The following is a 13,535-nucleotide window of genomic DNA, read 5'->3' on the forward strand; positions in this document are numbered from 1 at the left end:
GCCATGTTGTGGGAAACCGTGCGTCTTGCCGTACAGGCAATTTTTCGCAACACGCTGCGATCGTTCCTGACCGTTTTGGGGATCGTCATCGGGGTTGCAGCCGTCATTGCGATGGTGACTGTTGGTCAGGGGTCCCAGCAACAGGTTACGGCAGATGTTGAATCGCTTGGCACCAATACGTTGATGGTCATGCCGGGGCAGGGTGGGATGCAGTCGGGGGGCTTTACGGCCGACCGGGCGTTCACCCGCGCAGATGCCGAAGCGATGGAAGAAGAACTTTCCAGTGTTGAAATCGCTGCGCCCTATTCGATGACAAGCATCGCGGCTGTCTATGGGAATGAAAACCACTTCACTCAGCTTGCGGGTGCCGACAAATCCCTGATGCTAGCGATGGAATGGAAGATGTCGCTGGGGCGCCCGTTTACGGATGTCGAGGAAAAAGCCGGGCGGCCTGTCTGTGTGATCGGGGAAACGATCCGGCAAGAGCTGTTCGGCAACATTGACCCCGTCGGAGAGACCTTGCGGCTTAAGAACTTGGCGTGTGAAATCGTTGGCGTGCTGGATGCAAAAGGCGTTACCAGTTTTGGCGAGGATCAGGATGATCTGGTCGCGATCCCGTTGAAGACGTTTCAGCGCCGTATCGCGGGAAATGACGACGTATCGCTGATCTACACCACCGTGCGCGATGGCGTTTCGACCGAACGCGCAATGCGAGAGATAGAGGTGCTTCTGCGCGAGCGGCGCCGCATCACCTCGGGTGAAGAAGATGACTTTTCGATCATGGATATGAAGCAGTTCGCGACGATCCTTTCAGGTATCACGGCGGTACTTACGGGGCTTTTGTCGTCGGTCGCGGCGGTTAGTTTGCTGGTGGGGGGCATCGGGATCATGAATATCATGCTGGTGTCCGTCACAGAGCGGACCCGCGAAATTGGCATCCGCCTGGCCGTTGGGGCGCAAGCGGGCCAGGTCTTGTTGCAGTTTCTTGTCGAAGCGATTGTTTTGTCGCTGTTGGGTGGTGCGTTGGGCATCATCTTGGGGCTGGCTTTGGCGGCACTTGCGGCCAATTTGATGTCGATTCCGTTCACGCCAGATGCGTCGATTGTTTTTCTTGCCTTCGCTTTCTCTGCCGCCGTGGGTGTCGTCTTTGGCTACTTCCCGGCGCGGCGTGCTGCGCGGATGGATCCTATCGAAGCCTTGCGTCACCAATAGGCTTAGAAGCGGCGAAGTTCTGCCAGCGGCGAAAAATTTCATCCCGTTGATCTGGGTCAAGGTTGAAACAGCGGGATGAGCCTACATCTAACAATACGAATTGTGGGCGGATGTTCCTGAGCCTTCGCCAAGGCAATATCAAACACTGCGCCTTTTCCCAGCGCGGTGATGCAGGAAAATAGGGCTGTTCTTCCGTTGTCCTAATTCCCAAGGCGCTGTGGGCCCTCCCTCCCGCAGCGCCTTTAATTTTGGGGGTCCGGATGGCTGCACGACAACGCATGACTTTGACGGGAAAGGTGTCCGCGGCTAGATTTCTTGACATGTTTGAACAGCGACGCCCTTTCCAAGACGCCAATGTCCAAAGTGTCTTCGCGGCATACCCCTCCGCCACGCGTGATGCGTTGCTTGATCTGCGCGAGGTGATTTTTCAGATGGCCGCGACAACAACTGGCGTTGGCCGGGTCGAAGAGACCCTGAAATGGGGGCAGCCAGCTTATCTGACATCAGAACCGAAATCTGGTTCAACAATTCGGCTGGGGCGGCCCAAAAGCGGTGGCTTTGCCATCTACGCTCATTGTCAGACGACGATCATATCTGACTTCAGAAGCTTATTTCCCCACGATTTCATATATGATGGCAACCGTGGGGTGCAGTTTGAAATTGGTCAGGCTGTGCCGGTCGAAAAGGTCAGGCTGCTGATTGCAAGCGCGTTGACCTATCATTTGAAATGAGGGCTGAAGCTGGCCGAACAGCGCTAAGCTTGCGTATGACGACGGCGTTTTTTCCGCGCGAGGCCAAGCCCGGCAAGCGCGCCTGACAACAGAAAGCCTGCGCTTGTAATTGGAACGGCGGCCGGATTCACGACAGTCAGCCGGATGTTGGGGTGCAGCGCGTTTGCGAACGAAATCCCGCTTGTCGAATTCCCCTCGGCACCGTCGAGGATGGTAACCAGCCCCAGTGTTTCAGGCAAAACCGCGTCAGAGAACATGGCATTCGGAGAGGCCCCAGCCAGCCAATCACCGCTGCCTTGATCGGAAGGCTCCCACTGAATGTAGTAATAGTTGCCCGCCGTGAAGGCATAGGAGATGTCGATATCATAGTAACTAACGCCTGAACCGCCGGTGACTTCGGATGCACTGACAAGTGGGGCGATCAGGTCGTACCCGTTGGTGCTGCTGTAAATGAGCACGTCGTAGGATTCTGATTTCAGGTCAAGATAGATGCCCGCAGCGCTGATCGAAAAATCTTCCTCTACCAGAAAGGAAACGCCACGCCCTGCGCCTTCGCCGCCCGCACCGATTGTGATGGGCGATGCCGTGGCAGAGTGTAATTCAACCGTCGCCGCAGCAGCGCGAAATGGCAGGGCCATAAGCGTTAGGAACAAAGCGTGTAGAATTGCGTTGTAGATTTTCTTCGGCACCTGAGGCCCCCGCGGTAAGTAAACTAAACGTCCGTTTCCGACAGAAGAGCGCGTTAAGGTGAATCATTCGTTAACGGCGCGAAAGAAATTTGGATCACGGTAGTTAAGTGTCTGCAAATAAATAAAAAGGGGCGACCTGAAGCAACAGGCCACCCCCGAAAAATGATCTTTTGAAATACTTAGTATCGCGTCGTCTAACGTAATGGTTACAGCGGGATTATGGCGCGGCGATGTAACACTGGTGTTAAACGCCCAAGGTTTTCCGCTGCGCAGCAGCGAATGCGCATTGCTGATCGAAAGGGGGCGACCGATGAGGCCGCCCCACTGTCGCCGCGAAGTATCAGTTCAGGCCCATGCAGCTTGCATAGTAGCTGACGGTCGCGGGCCAATCGCTGAAGACGCCTTCGACCTGAACGTCTTGGGCAAGAACGTGAAGCAGGTTGAAATAGTCTGCGTCGTTATTGACCGCGTCTTTCACCGATTGGAAATACCAACCACCGCCGTTGCCCAGCGGACCAGAGCGTTCAAGCGTCCAGGTGATGATTTTCAGGCCAGCCTCTTTCGCCTGTTTGGCGTATTCGGAGGGAACGATTTCGCCGCCCTCTAACGTCACCAGAACCCACATCGGCGGCGCGATGAAGTTCACGCCCATATCGGCCAGCTCCTGCATGGAGTGTGGCCATGTGGACGGGTCCATCGCGCTCCACCCTTCAAGGTCATAGCTGCCGTCAAGATAAACGGCTTGGGCACCGAACTCTGGCTCGTTGTTGATCCAGTACAGAACGTCATCAAGGTTAAAGCTTTGCGCCCAAACGTCAGACGCAGGGATGCCAGCGGCCTTGTATTCGTCGATCATCTTTTGCGCGTAGTCTTCTTGGGTGAAGCCATCAAAGGGCATATCGACCGACGGCGACTTCAGCTCAGGCGTGAATTTCGCGCCCAGCGATTTGAACAGTGCGATGGAATCAGCATGCGTCATCAGGGTGCCCCCTTGGGTCGAATACAGATCGGTGCGCCAGTCGGCGGTGCCGTTCATGTAATCAGCGGCGGTGGTGGCGGTTTTGTTTGCGGCGTCCATCTTTCCGGTCAGGGTGCGGAATTCGGCCAGCGTGATGTCAGAGGCGCGGCATTCGGCCTTGGCGGGTTCTTCCCCGGTGGCCGGGGCGAAGGGCGTTGTGCATTTCGCGGCCAGATCAGTGCCAAGGATGTTGGTCGTGGTGTGCAGGTCGTTCTGGGCGTGGCGGCAGACAAGTTCCTTGTCGGCGGTAAAGGTCACGTCACATTCCAGAATCCCGGCACCCATGCGCGCGGCGGCACGGTTGGATTCAACGGTATGTTCCGGGAACATCAGCGGCGCGCCACGGTGGCCAATCGAAAAGTTGGAGCGCTTGAATGGGCCAGCGGCGCAGCTTTCTAGCTTGGCTTTCAGCGGGCCATCTTCCATCCGGTCGATCAGATAGAACGGGCGCGGGCCCATTTCGATGACCTCAGCAATGGCAGAGGTGGCGCAGATGGCTGCAGCGGCGGCCAACGCAAAAGTGGATTTCGAAAACATGTGTGTCCCCATGGTTTTGTGTGACCACGGAACTTAGGCGACCAACTGTGTCAGCGGGTTTAAGCCCATGTAACGGCGGCTTGAAGGTTTTATTCCGCCGCCATGTCAAGCGCGGCGAGGCGACCGGCAAAGCGATGCGCGGCTTCGCCTGCAAGGTAACTTAGCCGTCCGCCGCAAATCGTCATCTCAACCCGGCGGGTGTGTTCGTTCACCACACAGATGTCAGCGCGTTTGCCAATGTCCAACCGCCCGCGATCGGGCATGCGCAAAATCTCGGCCGGTTTTTCCGAAATCATCGCCCACGCCTCGGGCAGGGTTTTGACGCGCTCATCCACCAATCGCCACGCTGCGGCAGCCAGGGCGGGGTAGTAATAGTCAGACACCAGCGCATCGCACAGGTTTTGCGTCACCAGATCCATCGCCGCGATGTTGCCGGATTGGGAGCCGCCCCGAACGATATTGGGCGCGCCCATCAGAACCGGGTCATTCATTGCCTTCGCAGCAGCCGCAGCCCGGCGCGAGGTGGGAAACTCTGCAATCCGCGCGCCGATCATCGAATAACGTTCGCGGGTTTCGCCGTCAGGGTCATCATGCGAGCCATAGGTGACGCCAAGTGCATCGAACTGATCCGCCAGATTGCACAGGTGGCGCGGCACATCTTTGGTGCGGGCTTTGGCGGCGTTGACGAGGGCCATGTGTTCTTCTGGCGTGCGGCCCGCCTGTTTCGCCCAGTGGTAAATCACTTCGGGCTGTTCGCGGGCGTGATCCAATGCTTCGTCCAAGTGATTGTTGAAGATGACGTAATCGATGCCGTACCGCTTGATTGCCGCCAAAAGGCGGGGGCCGGTGTCAACAAGGTGTGTTTCGCAACGTATTTGAAGGCGCAGATCACTTAGGGCGTGGCGGCGATAACGCGCTAAGGCGTCCATCACCTCTTCTGCGCGGGCGGGGCCGCGGTGGCCGCCTTCCCATGACCAGCTTTGTGCCAGCCAAGCGGTGGTGACGCCATTCGCGGCGGCTTCGCGGTCGGTGCCGGCTAGACCTGTCATCAGATCGAAAGGCGCGGTGGGGCGGGGTGCGATATGGCGTTCAAACGCGTCGCCGTGCATGTCGATGATACCGGGTAAGATCAGATAGCCGGTCATATCGACTTCGGGGAGGGGCCCCTTGGTGATACGGCCATCGGCAACCGCAAGCGAGCGTTGCTGCATTTCGCCATCGCGCAGGATGGTCGCGCCAGTGAAGCGCAGAGGGCTAAGATGCTGTGACATGGCAACTGCTCGATACTCTGGTTTTCCCTGTGGATAACCCGAATCTGTATCGTGTATGTGACAGAAACCCCTTGTTTTTCTGCTATTCGGGCGAAACCGTTAGGCTGATCCGGTCGCCTGCGAACCATGTGATGCCATATTCCACGGGTTGCAGGGTCGCATCCACATTCACGCTTACAGTGCGCAAAATCGGTGCGCCTTCGGCAATGCGTAGATGCAGCGCCTGCGTCGGCGTTGCCAGTTTCGCCGTTAGCCGGGTCGATGAACGTGTGTAATCCGCAACCCCGACGGAAGCCAAGGCAGCCGTCACAGATCCCGTTTCCTGCAACGCCTTCGGTAGCAGAGGAAACCGCGCAGCGGGAAAGACACTTCGGAAAAGCGCAAGTGGGGCGCCATCTGCGGATGAAACGCCTTCGTACACATGGACCTCATCCTGTTGGGACAGGGCCAATGCGTCTGCCTCGCGGGTATTGGCCAGACGGGTTTCGATGCGCAGGATCTTTCGTTCAGGCGTTTGCCCGGCTGCTTGAAGGTTTTGGTGAAAGCGTACCCGGCGACCGATGGGATATTCCGTCGGTTTCGCGTTGATAAAAACGCCCGAGCCTCGTCGCGAATGCACCAGCCCGGTTTCCGCCATCTCAGATAGCGCGCGGCGAACCGTGTGGCGGTTCACACCGAACCGAAGCGCCAATTCCGCTTCGGTCGGAAGTTTGTCGCCCGGGCGATAGTGCCCCTCAGCAATTTCTGTGCGCAGCGATGAAGCGATGGATTTCCAGAGAGCGGTCCGGCTCATGTTGTCACCTAAACTTCATATCTCTGTTCTTGTTCGACTCAGCGCCGATGCGTAATGATTTGTCTAGTTGTATAGTTAAATAGACAAATCGGCAAGCTGTCTACATGGCACATATGGATACTCGACAAGGTTGGATGGGGCTTGTGGCTAAGGCCCCGGCAGAGGCATTGGCCCGGCATTGGGCTGCACTTGGCGTGTCACCCGAATTCACATGGCTGCGCCCGCCCGAGGTGGGCGGTGCGATGGTTCGTGGGCGGATGGGTGGCACCGGCGCGGCATTTAACATCGGTGAAATGACGATCACGCGCTGCGCCCTGAAACTCACGAAGGGCGGGGCCATCGGTCATGCCCATGTGCAAGGGCGTGACAAGGCAAAGGCCGAACAGGCTGCGCTGGTCGATGCGCTGATGCAGACGGATTTGGCCGACACGGTTCGCACAGCGGTGCTGGTGCCGCTGGCGGATGAACTGGCGGTCGCATCAGCGGCACGGGCGGCCAAGGCGGCAGCCACCAAAGTCGATTTTTTCACAATGGTTCGCGGAGAGGATTGAGATGACAACTGAAGCTTCTTTAACGGGTGGGTTTGAAAACACCCCGGTCGATGCGGCCCATGCGTTTCGTGTGGCCTTGAACACAATGGCACGGCCCGGCCACATTGAAACCGTCACGGGTGCCAAACCGCCCGCGCCATTGTCGGTTGCGGCGGGGGCGTTGCTGCTGACACTGGCAGATGACGAAACGCCGGTTTATCTGGCGCCGTCGCACGACCTTCCCGAAGTGCGCGATTGGATAACCTTTCACACTGGAGCGCCGCTTTCTGACCCGGCTGAGGCTGTTTTCGCGGTCGGCGGTTGGTCCGCGCTGCGCCCGCTGGATCACTTTCGGATTGGGGTGCCGGAATATCCAGATCGCTCTGCCACATTGATCGTGGAGATGGTTGGACTGGAAAACCACGGTGCCATTTTGACAGGGCCAGGGATTCAGCACAGCGCGCGGCTGTCCCTTCCGGCGGTAGAGGCGTTTAGGGCAAATTCAGCGTTGTTCCCATTAGGGTTGGACTTCTACCTGACTGCGGGCAACAACCTTGCCGCGCTTCCCCGCACCACCAAGATAGAGCGCGCCTGATGTATGTCGCGGTAAAAGGCGGCGAGCGCGCCATCGACAACGCCCACGCATGGCTGGCCGAAGAGAGGCGCGGCGACACGGCTGTGGCGGAATTGAGCGTGGCGCAAATCCGCGAGCAGTTGTCGCTGGCCGTGAGCCGGGTCATGGCCGAAGGGTCATTGTTTGATCCCGACCTTGCCGCCCTTGCCATCAAACAAGCACGCGGCGATTTGATAGAGGCGATCTTCCTGATCCGTGCCTATCGCACGACACTGCCGCGCATCGGCAATTCCAGACCGATCGAAACAGAAAGCATGGCCTGCGATCGTCGCATCTCGGCCACGTTCAAGGATGTGCCGGGGGGGCAGGTTCTTGGCCCGACGTTCGATTACACCCACCGGCTGTTGGACTTTGTGCTTGCCGCAGATGGTGAAGTTCCCGAAGCGGCCAGTGTTTCGGCCGATACCGGGGGCGTGCCTCATGTCACCAGCTTTCTAAACCGCGACGGGTTGATCCAAACCGAAGACCCGGATGATGCACCGCCCCCCGATCTAACGCGCACCCCGTTGGAGTTTCCGGCCAACCGCGCGCTTCGCCTGCAAGCCTTGGCGCGCGGGGACGAAGGGTTCGTGCTTTCGATGGCCTATTCCACCCAGCGTGGCTATGGGCGCAATCATCCGTTCGTGGCCGAGTTGCGCGTGGGCCGTGTTGCAGTTGAAATGGATATTCCCGAACTGGGCTTCGCGGTTGAAATAGGGGAAATCACCGTGACCGAGTGTGAAACCGTCAATCAGTTCACAGGCTCGAAAACCGAACCGCCACAGTTTACGCGTGGCTATGGCCTGACCTTTGGGCACACGGAACGCAAAGCGATTTCCATGGCGCTGGTGGATCGGGCAATGCGTTGGAAAGAGTTGGGCGAAGACAACGTCGGCGCCCCGGCGCAGGACGAAGAGTTTGTTCTAAGCCATGCCGACAATATTCAAGCGACGGGGTTTCTGGAGCATATCAAGCTGCCCCATTACGTCGACTTTCAGTCAGAATTGGAATTGGTGCGTAAACTTCGGGCCGAAGCGGCCGCCGCCAATGCACCAGAGGCGGCAGAATGAACAGCTTATTCTTCGCCGGTGTTAACCAACCAGCCACCGGGACCAGCAACATCATTAGGAAGAACTTGGATCATAGCTTCGCGTACAACGCCAAGGGTCAGTACGGTCAGGGCGATTTGATCAAAGGTGATGTTGGTAAACAGGTCCACTTGGAAAACTCCTCTTTCGTTCGAGGATGTGTTTGTCAGCCAAAAAGGGCCGAAACATGACGGAAACGGGCCAATATAATTTTGCTTACCTCGATGAGAAAACAAAGCGCATGATTAGACGTGCATTGTTGAAAGGATTGGCCATACCGGGCTACCAAGTGCCCTTTGCCAGCCGCGAAATGCCCATGCCCTATGGTTGGGGAACGGGCGGAGTTCAGGTTTCCGCCGCGTGTTTAACGCCTGATGATTCTTTTAAGGTGATAGATCAGGGAGCGGATGACACGACCAATGCCGTATCTATCCGCAAGTTCTTTCAACGCACTGCAGGGGTGGACGTAACCGAACATACGGGCGAGGCGACGGTCATCCAAACCCGCCACCGCATCCCAGAAGAGCCGCTGCGCGAGGATCAGATACTTGTCTATCAGGTGCCGATCCCTGAACCCTTGCGGTTTCTGGAGCCCCGCGAAACCGAAACGCGCAAGATGCATAGCCTAGAGGAATACGGGCTGATGCACGTAAAGCTGTACGAAGACATCGCGCGCCACGGCTCTATCGCGACATCTTATGCCTATCCCGTAAAGGTAGAGGGGCGTTACGTGATGGACCCGTCGCCCATTCCGAAATTCGACAATCCGAAACTTGAAATGGCCGCGATCCAATTGTTCGGGGCGGGGCGTGAACAACGCATCTATGCGGTTCCGCCCTATACGAAGGTCGTCAGCCTCGATTTCGACGACTATCCGTTTGAGGCCAGCAAGGCCGATCATCCCTGCGCGCTATGCGCTGCCACGCACACTTATCTGGATGAGGTGATCATTGATGACGCGGGCGGGCGGATGTTCGTGTGTTCCGATACAGACTATTGCGCCAAGCGTCGCGCCGAGGGGCACACCGGTACGATGGGAACCCCAATGAACGAGGATGCGGCATGATCCCTTTGTTAAAGGTGCAGGACATCGCGAAAACCTATGGCGGGCGGATCGGCTGCACCGACGTTTCCTTTGATCTGTATCCCGGAGAGGTGATGGGCATCGTCGGGGAAAGCGGATCGGGCAAGTCCACGCTGTTGAATTGTCTGGCCGGGCATCTGGTGCCGGACCGTGGGCAAGTATTGTTCGACACCCGCACCGAAGGGCTGAAAGACACGGTAAGGATGAGCGAACCTGAACGGCGCATGCTTTCACGCACGGATTGGGCCTTTGTGCATCAAAACCCGCGCGACGGGCTGCGCATGGGCGTTTCAGCAGGGGGCAACGTTGGTGAGCGGCTGATGGCCGTGGGGGCACGTCATTATGGTGACATCCGGGCCGAGGCATTGGATTGGCTGGGCCGTGTTGAAATCGCCAACGACCGTATCGATGACCGCCCCAGCGCCTTTTCCGGCGGGATGCAGCAGCGGCTTCAGATTGCGCGTAATTTGGTGACTGGGCCGCGCTTGGTGTTCATGGATGAACCCACCGGAGGGCTGGATGTGTCCGTGCAAGCAAGGTTGTTGGACCTGCTGCGCGGTTTGGTCCGTCAGATGGGGCTTAGTGCGATCATCGTAACGCATGACTTGGCCGTCGTGCGCCTGTTGGCCGATCGGCTGATGGTCATGAAGTCCGGGCATGTTGTGGAAACCGGGCTGACAGATCAGGTGCTGGACGACCCACAACACAGCTATACCCAGCTTTTGGTTTCCTCGGTTCTGCAGGTATAGGGCAATGATCCAAATCGAAAACGTCTCAAAACACTTCACGCTGCATAATCAGGGCGGTGCGGTTATTCCGGTCATGCAGGATGCCTCTCTGTCCGTCGCACCGGGGGAATGTGTTGCGCTTGTCGGGCAATCGGGGGCAGGCAAGTCCACCTTGATGCGGATGATCTATGGCAACTACCTTTCGCAAGCCGGGCGCATTTTGGTCGACGGCGTGGATGTCGCCAACGCCGAACCGCGCGAGATTTTGGAACTGCGGCGGACCACCTTGGGGTACGTCAGCCAGTTTTTGCGCGTCGTGCCACGTGTGCCAACCGTTGATGTGGTGGCCGAACCTTCGCTGAATACGGGCAATGATGTGGATCAGGCGCGCAGCCATGCGCGGTCCTTGTTGTCACGGCTGAACATTCCCGAACGGCTGTGGGCTCTTTCGCCCACCACGTTTTCCGGCGGTGAACAGCAGCGTGTGAATATCGCGCGCGGCTTTGCCTATGATTATCCGGCAATGCTGTTGGATGAACCCACGGCCAGCCTTGATGCCATCAACCGCGAAGTCGTCCTGTCCCTGATCGAAGAGGCCAAAGAGCGCGGCGCAGCCATCATCGGCATCTTTCACGACGAAGCCGCCCGCGCGCGGGTTTGCGAGCGGGAGGTGGATGTCTCTGCCTTCACGCCAGAGGTCGCCTGATGCGTGGGCGCTTGTTCGCGGTTGTCGGGCCATCGGGGGCTGGCAAAGACACATTGATGGAGGCCGCGCTGGGCCAGCGGCCCGACCTGCATCTTGTACGCCGTGTCATCACTCGGCCCACGGATGCGGGCGGCGAAGCGTTTGACGGCGTCAGCGAAGCGGAGTTTGAACAGATGCGCCAAGCAGGGGGTCTCGCCCTGCATTGGCAGGCGCATGGCCTAAGTTATGGCATTCCAGAAAACATCAACGCCGCGCTGGGCCGGGGGCAGGATGTGGTTTTCAACGGCTCCCGCGGGGTGCTGGCCGAAGCAAACCGGCGCTATCCCGGTTTAATTGTGCTGCACATCACCGCGTCGATCCCAACGCTGGCCGCGCGGCTGGCGGCACGGGGGCGGGAAACCGAAAGGGATATCGCGAACCGGCTTAAACGGGCGTCTTATGGGTTGCCTGCCGGGGTGAACGTGCGCGTGATCCAGAACGATGGCGCGCTGTCGGATGCGGTTGCGCAGCTGCTGGACGCGCTTCAGCCAGAAAGGGTGTAGCGATGCAGGTTGTGGAAACGCCCATCTTCGTCTTCCCCGAAAAGGCACAGGCTATCGATGATAAATGGCTGGGGCAGCAGGGGGTCAAGCACAGGGGCCAGAACCGCATGCGTCGCCTCCAGATCGTCCGGCTTAAGACGGCCAGACAGGGTCAGGTGAAAGCGGAACTCCTCCATGACATAGGGATATCCCCAGCGGTTCAACAGCGCCAGTTGCACAGGGCTCAGGGCGCTGCGGGTGCGGCGTTGAATTTCGGCGTCCGAGGGCGGCGCTCTAAATTCGTCAAGCTCCATCACGACGTGCGACGCAAGGGACGCCAGCGCGGTCGCCTTTCCGACGGGCGTCAGTGCCAGGAAATTGCCCAGGCGCGACAGCTCCAGACCGTCAAGTGTTACAGATTGCAACCATTTTGCCAGCGACGTGGCGGCGTTGTGCAACCCTTCTGCGGTTTTGCCGTCGGCCAATCGAAACGGTGGTTTGATCGTGCCGTGAAACCCGTATTTACTGGGCGTTCCCGTGATTTCCACTGCTGGACAGGGCAGGCCGGGAAATTCTTTGGGCGCTTCGCTTTCGCCCACAACCGGATCCCATCCCAGCCACTCTGCGCCGAACTCTGCCAGCGGGCCGGGTTCGGGGGCATAGTAGATTGCGTATCGCTTATATCCGTTCATGATCAGACCTATAAGTTGCCTGCGCAACATAGGCATGACACGGCACTGCACCTCCATTCAAGGAAGCATTGATGACCGAAACCGTTTTCGCAAACGCCACGCTTGTCCTGCCAGACGAAGTGCTGCGCGGCAGCTTGCACGTGACCGATGGCGTGATTACCGCAGTTGATCAGGGGGCGGCTGTGCCCCATGGCGCGATAGATTGCGCAGGCGATATGGTGATGCCCGGCTTGATAGAGCTTCACACCGACAACCTTGAACGCCACATTCAGCCGCGTCCAAAGGTGGATTGGCCCCACACAAGTGCGATCATGGCACATGACGCAGAACTGGCCGGTGTTGGGGTCACAACGGTATTTGATGCGATGCGCGTCGGCTCCATCCCAGATGGGGCCGGGGGATACGCCAAATACGCGCGGGGCCTATCACGAGAGCTTCTTCAACTGCGTGAAAAGAATGCGCTTCGTATCAGCCATTTCCTGCACCTCAGGGCAGAGGTATGTTCCGAAACCCTGATCGAAGAAATGGCCGAATTCGGACCGGAAGACAGGATCGGCATCGTCAGCTTGATGGATCACACTCCCGGCCAGCGCCAGTTTCGCGATGTCAGCAAACTCAAGGCCTATGTCATGGGCAAGAAAAACCTAAGCGATGCCGAGTTCATCGAACATGTCGCCAACCTGAAAGAAATGCGCGACCGCCTGGGCGATGCGCATGAGGCCGCCGCCGTAAGCGAGGCTGCACGCTATGGCGCGATCCTTGCCAGCCATGATGACACCACCAACGAACATGTCGCGGTGTCCGCAGGGCATGGCATTAAACTGGCCGAGTTTCCGACCACCGTTGAGGCCGCACAGGCCTGCCATGCGCAGGGCATTGCCGTGATGATGGGTGCGCCGAACCTTATTCGCGGGGGGTCGCACTCGGGGAATGTCGCCGCCAGCACCTTGGCCGAAAAAGGGCTGCTGGATATTGTTTCGTCTGATTACGTTCCTTCGGCGCTGTTGATGGCTGCGGTGATGTTGGGCGACCTGTGGGACGATATGGCCCGCGGGATTGCCACCGTCACCAACGCCCCCGCTAACGCCAGTGGCTTGGCCGATCGGGGCCGCATAGAGGCTGGTGCGCGGGCTGACCTAATTCGCGTTGCCCGGATTGATGGCACACCCACAGTGCGCGAAACTTGGGTGCAGGGGCACCGGGTCGCTTAGGGCGGATCGTAAGATGCTTAAATTACGCCCGCCGTGGCGGATTGTTGCGCAAACGGGGCGGAATGCCGCGTTGTTTGGCGCTACCGTTTCCCTTAGGTAAACATCTGTTAC

General features: G+C 58.4%; 16 protein-coding genes. 10 read left to right on the forward strand and 6 right to left on the reverse strand.

Going from position 1 to position 13,535, the window contains the following annotated elements; all coding sequences use genetic code 11:
* Positions 1-3: 3 nt before the first annotated feature.
* Complete coding sequence (locus COL8621_RS06120) at positions 4-1,212, forward strand: ABC transporter permease (RefSeq protein WP_093966385.1); 1,209 nt, start codon at positions 4-6, stop codon at positions 1,210-1,212.
* A 320-nt stretch (positions 1,213-1,532) separates the two neighbouring features.
* Complete coding sequence (locus COL8621_RS06125) at positions 1,533-1,943, forward strand: DUF1801 domain-containing protein (protein ID WP_093966386.1); 411 nt, start codon at positions 1,533-1,535, stop codon at positions 1,941-1,943.
* Positions 1,944-1,966: 23 nt separating this feature from the next.
* On the opposite strand, the gene COL8621_RS06130 is transcribed toward COL8621_RS06125, so the two are convergent.
* The 4 genes from COL8621_RS06130 to phnF all read right to left on the reverse strand — a co-directional run bounded on the left by COL8621_RS06130 (position 1,967) and on the right by phnF (position 6,251).
* Positions 1,967-2,632: a hypothetical protein gene (locus COL8621_RS06130; protein ID WP_141137844.1), complete on the reverse strand. Its 666-nt coding sequence runs from the start codon at positions 2,630-2,632 to the stop codon at positions 1,967-1,969.
* Positions 2,633-2,972: 340 nt separating this feature from the next.
* Positions 2,973-4,187: a glycerophosphodiester phosphodiesterase family protein gene (locus tag COL8621_RS06135; protein WP_093966388.1), complete on the reverse strand. Its 1,215-nt coding sequence runs from the start codon at positions 4,185-4,187 to the stop codon at positions 2,973-2,975.
* 89 nt (positions 4,188-4,276) lie between these two features.
* Entirely contained in the window at positions 4,277-5,458 is a 1,182-nt protein-coding gene (locus COL8621_RS06140; RefSeq protein WP_093966389.1) for an alpha-D-ribose 1-methylphosphonate 5-triphosphate diphosphatase, read from the reverse strand.
* 82 nt (positions 5,459-5,540) lie between these two features.
* Positions 5,541-6,251, reverse strand: coding sequence for a phosphonate metabolism transcriptional regulator PhnF (gene phnF / locus COL8621_RS06145; RefSeq protein ID WP_093966390.1), 711 nt, complete (start codon positions 6,249-6,251; stop codon positions 5,541-5,543).
* 113 nt (positions 6,252-6,364) lie between these two features.
* Between phnF and phnG the strand changes: the two genes are divergently transcribed.
* From phnG to COL8621_RS06160, 3 genes are read left to right on the forward strand one after another with little or no spacing between them, the layout of a single operon-like run.
* Positions 6,365-6,802, forward strand: a complete 438-nt coding sequence (gene phnG, locus COL8621_RS06150) for a phosphonate C-P lyase system protein PhnG (RefSeq protein ID WP_370804569.1) — start codon at positions 6,365-6,367, stop codon at positions 6,800-6,802.
* 1 nt (position 6,803) lies between these two features.
* Complete coding sequence (gene phnH / locus COL8621_RS06155; protein ID WP_093966392.1) at positions 6,804-7,376, forward strand: phosphonate C-P lyase system protein PhnH; 573 nt, start codon at positions 6,804-6,806, stop codon at positions 7,374-7,376.
* Positions 7,376-8,464 (forward strand): carbon-phosphorus lyase complex subunit, encoded by a 1,089-nt coding sequence (locus COL8621_RS06160; RefSeq protein ID WP_093966393.1) that lies wholly within the window; start codon positions 7,376-7,378, stop codon positions 8,462-8,464. The genes phnH and COL8621_RS06160 overlap by 1 nt, the downstream gene beginning before the upstream one ends.
* A 5-nt stretch (positions 8,465-8,469) precedes the next feature.
* On the opposite strand, the gene COL8621_RS19100 is transcribed toward COL8621_RS06160, so the two are convergent.
* On the reverse strand, positions 8,470-8,613 hold the full coding sequence (locus COL8621_RS19100) for a hypothetical protein (protein WP_176438438.1): 144 nt from the start codon (positions 8,611-8,613) through the stop codon (positions 8,470-8,472).
* Positions 8,614-8,669: 56 nt separating this feature from the next.
* Here COL8621_RS19100 and COL8621_RS06165 point away from each other — a divergent pair, with 56 nt between their 5' ends.
* Genes COL8621_RS06165 through phnN form a run of 4 tightly spaced genes read left to right on the forward strand, consistent with a single transcriptional unit; the run spans position 8,670 to position 11,542 of the window.
* Positions 8,670-9,548 (forward strand): alpha-D-ribose 1-methylphosphonate 5-phosphate C-P-lyase PhnJ, encoded by an 879-nt coding sequence (locus tag COL8621_RS06165; protein WP_093966948.1) that lies wholly within the window; start codon positions 8,670-8,672, stop codon positions 9,546-9,548.
* On the forward strand, positions 9,545-10,315 hold the full coding sequence (gene phnK, locus COL8621_RS06170; RefSeq protein ID WP_093966394.1) for a phosphonate C-P lyase system protein PhnK: 771 nt from the start codon (positions 9,545-9,547) through the stop codon (positions 10,313-10,315). Before COL8621_RS06165 ends, phnK begins: the two co-directional genes overlap by 4 nt.
* Before the next feature lie 4 nt (positions 10,316-10,319).
* On the forward strand, positions 10,320-11,000 hold the full coding sequence (gene phnL / locus COL8621_RS06175) for a phosphonate C-P lyase system protein PhnL (protein WP_093966395.1): 681 nt from the start codon (positions 10,320-10,322) through the stop codon (positions 10,998-11,000).
* Positions 11,000-11,542: a phosphonate metabolism protein/1,5-bisphosphokinase (PRPP-forming) PhnN gene (phnN, locus tag COL8621_RS06180; RefSeq protein WP_093966396.1), complete on the forward strand. Its 543-nt coding sequence runs from the start codon at positions 11,000-11,002 to the stop codon at positions 11,540-11,542. The genes phnL and phnN overlap by 1 nt, the downstream gene beginning before the upstream one ends.
* On the opposite strand, the gene COL8621_RS06185 is transcribed toward phnN, so the two are convergent.
* Entirely contained in the window at positions 11,524-12,213 is a 690-nt protein-coding gene (locus COL8621_RS06185; protein WP_093966397.1) for a DUF1045 domain-containing protein, read from the reverse strand. The genes phnN and COL8621_RS06185 overlap by 19 nt on opposite strands.
* A 71-nt stretch (positions 12,214-12,284) precedes the next feature.
* On the opposite strand from COL8621_RS06185, the gene COL8621_RS06190 reads away from it, so the two are divergent.
* Positions 12,285-13,424, forward strand: coding sequence for an alpha-D-ribose 1-methylphosphonate 5-triphosphate diphosphatase (locus COL8621_RS06190; protein WP_093966398.1), 1,140 nt, complete (start codon positions 12,285-12,287; stop codon positions 13,422-13,424).
* Positions 13,425-13,535: the final 111 nt, after the last annotated feature.

The organism is Actibacterium lipolyticum, assembly GCF_900184935.1.
GTDB lineage: Bacteria > Pseudomonadota > Alphaproteobacteria > Rhodobacterales > Rhodobacteraceae > Actibacterium_A > Actibacterium_A lipolyticum.

Coding starts and splice junctions, on each gene's coding strand:
- COL8621_RS06160 (WP_093966393.1), top strand. CDS start 7,376: ATGTATGTCGCGGTAAAAGGCGGCGAGCGCGCCATCGACAACGCCCAC.
- COL8621_RS06165 (WP_093966948.1), top strand. CDS start 8,670: ATGACGGAAACGGGCCAATATAATTTTGCTTACCTCGATGAGAAAACA.
- COL8621_RS06135 (WP_093966388.1), bottom strand. CDS start 4,187: ATGTTTTCGAAATCCACTTTTGCGTTGGCCGCCGCTGCAGCCATCTGC.
- COL8621_RS06185 (WP_093966397.1), bottom strand. CDS start 12,213: ATGAACGGATATAAGCGATACGCAATCTACTATGCCCCCGAACCCGGC.
- phnG (WP_370804569.1), top strand. CDS start 6,365: ATGGATACTCGACAAGGTTGGATGGGGCTTGTGGCTAAGGCCCCGGCA.
- phnF (WP_093966390.1), bottom strand. CDS start 6,251: ATGAGCCGGACCGCTCTCTGGAAATCCATCGCTTCATCGCTGCGCACA.
- COL8621_RS06120 (WP_093966385.1), top strand. CDS start 4: ATGTTGTGGGAAACCGTGCGTCTTGCCGTACAGGCAATTTTTCGCAAC.
- COL8621_RS06140 (WP_093966389.1), bottom strand. CDS start 5,458: ATGTCACAGCATCTTAGCCCTCTGCGCTTCACTGGCGCGACCATCCTG.
- phnH (WP_093966392.1), top strand. CDS start 6,804: ATGACAACTGAAGCTTCTTTAACGGGTGGGTTTGAAAACACCCCGGTC.
- phnL (WP_093966395.1), top strand. CDS start 10,320: ATGATCCAAATCGAAAACGTCTCAAAACACTTCACGCTGCATAATCAG.
- phnN (WP_093966396.1), top strand. CDS start 11,000: ATGCGTGGGCGCTTGTTCGCGGTTGTCGGGCCATCGGGGGCTGGCAAA.
- COL8621_RS06190 (WP_093966398.1), top strand. CDS start 12,285: ATGACCGAAACCGTTTTCGCAAACGCCACGCTTGTCCTGCCAGACGAA.
- COL8621_RS06125 (WP_093966386.1), top strand. CDS start 1,533: ATGTTTGAACAGCGACGCCCTTTCCAAGACGCCAATGTCCAAAGTGTC.
- phnK (WP_093966394.1), top strand. CDS start 9,545: ATGATCCCTTTGTTAAAGGTGCAGGACATCGCGAAAACCTATGGCGGG.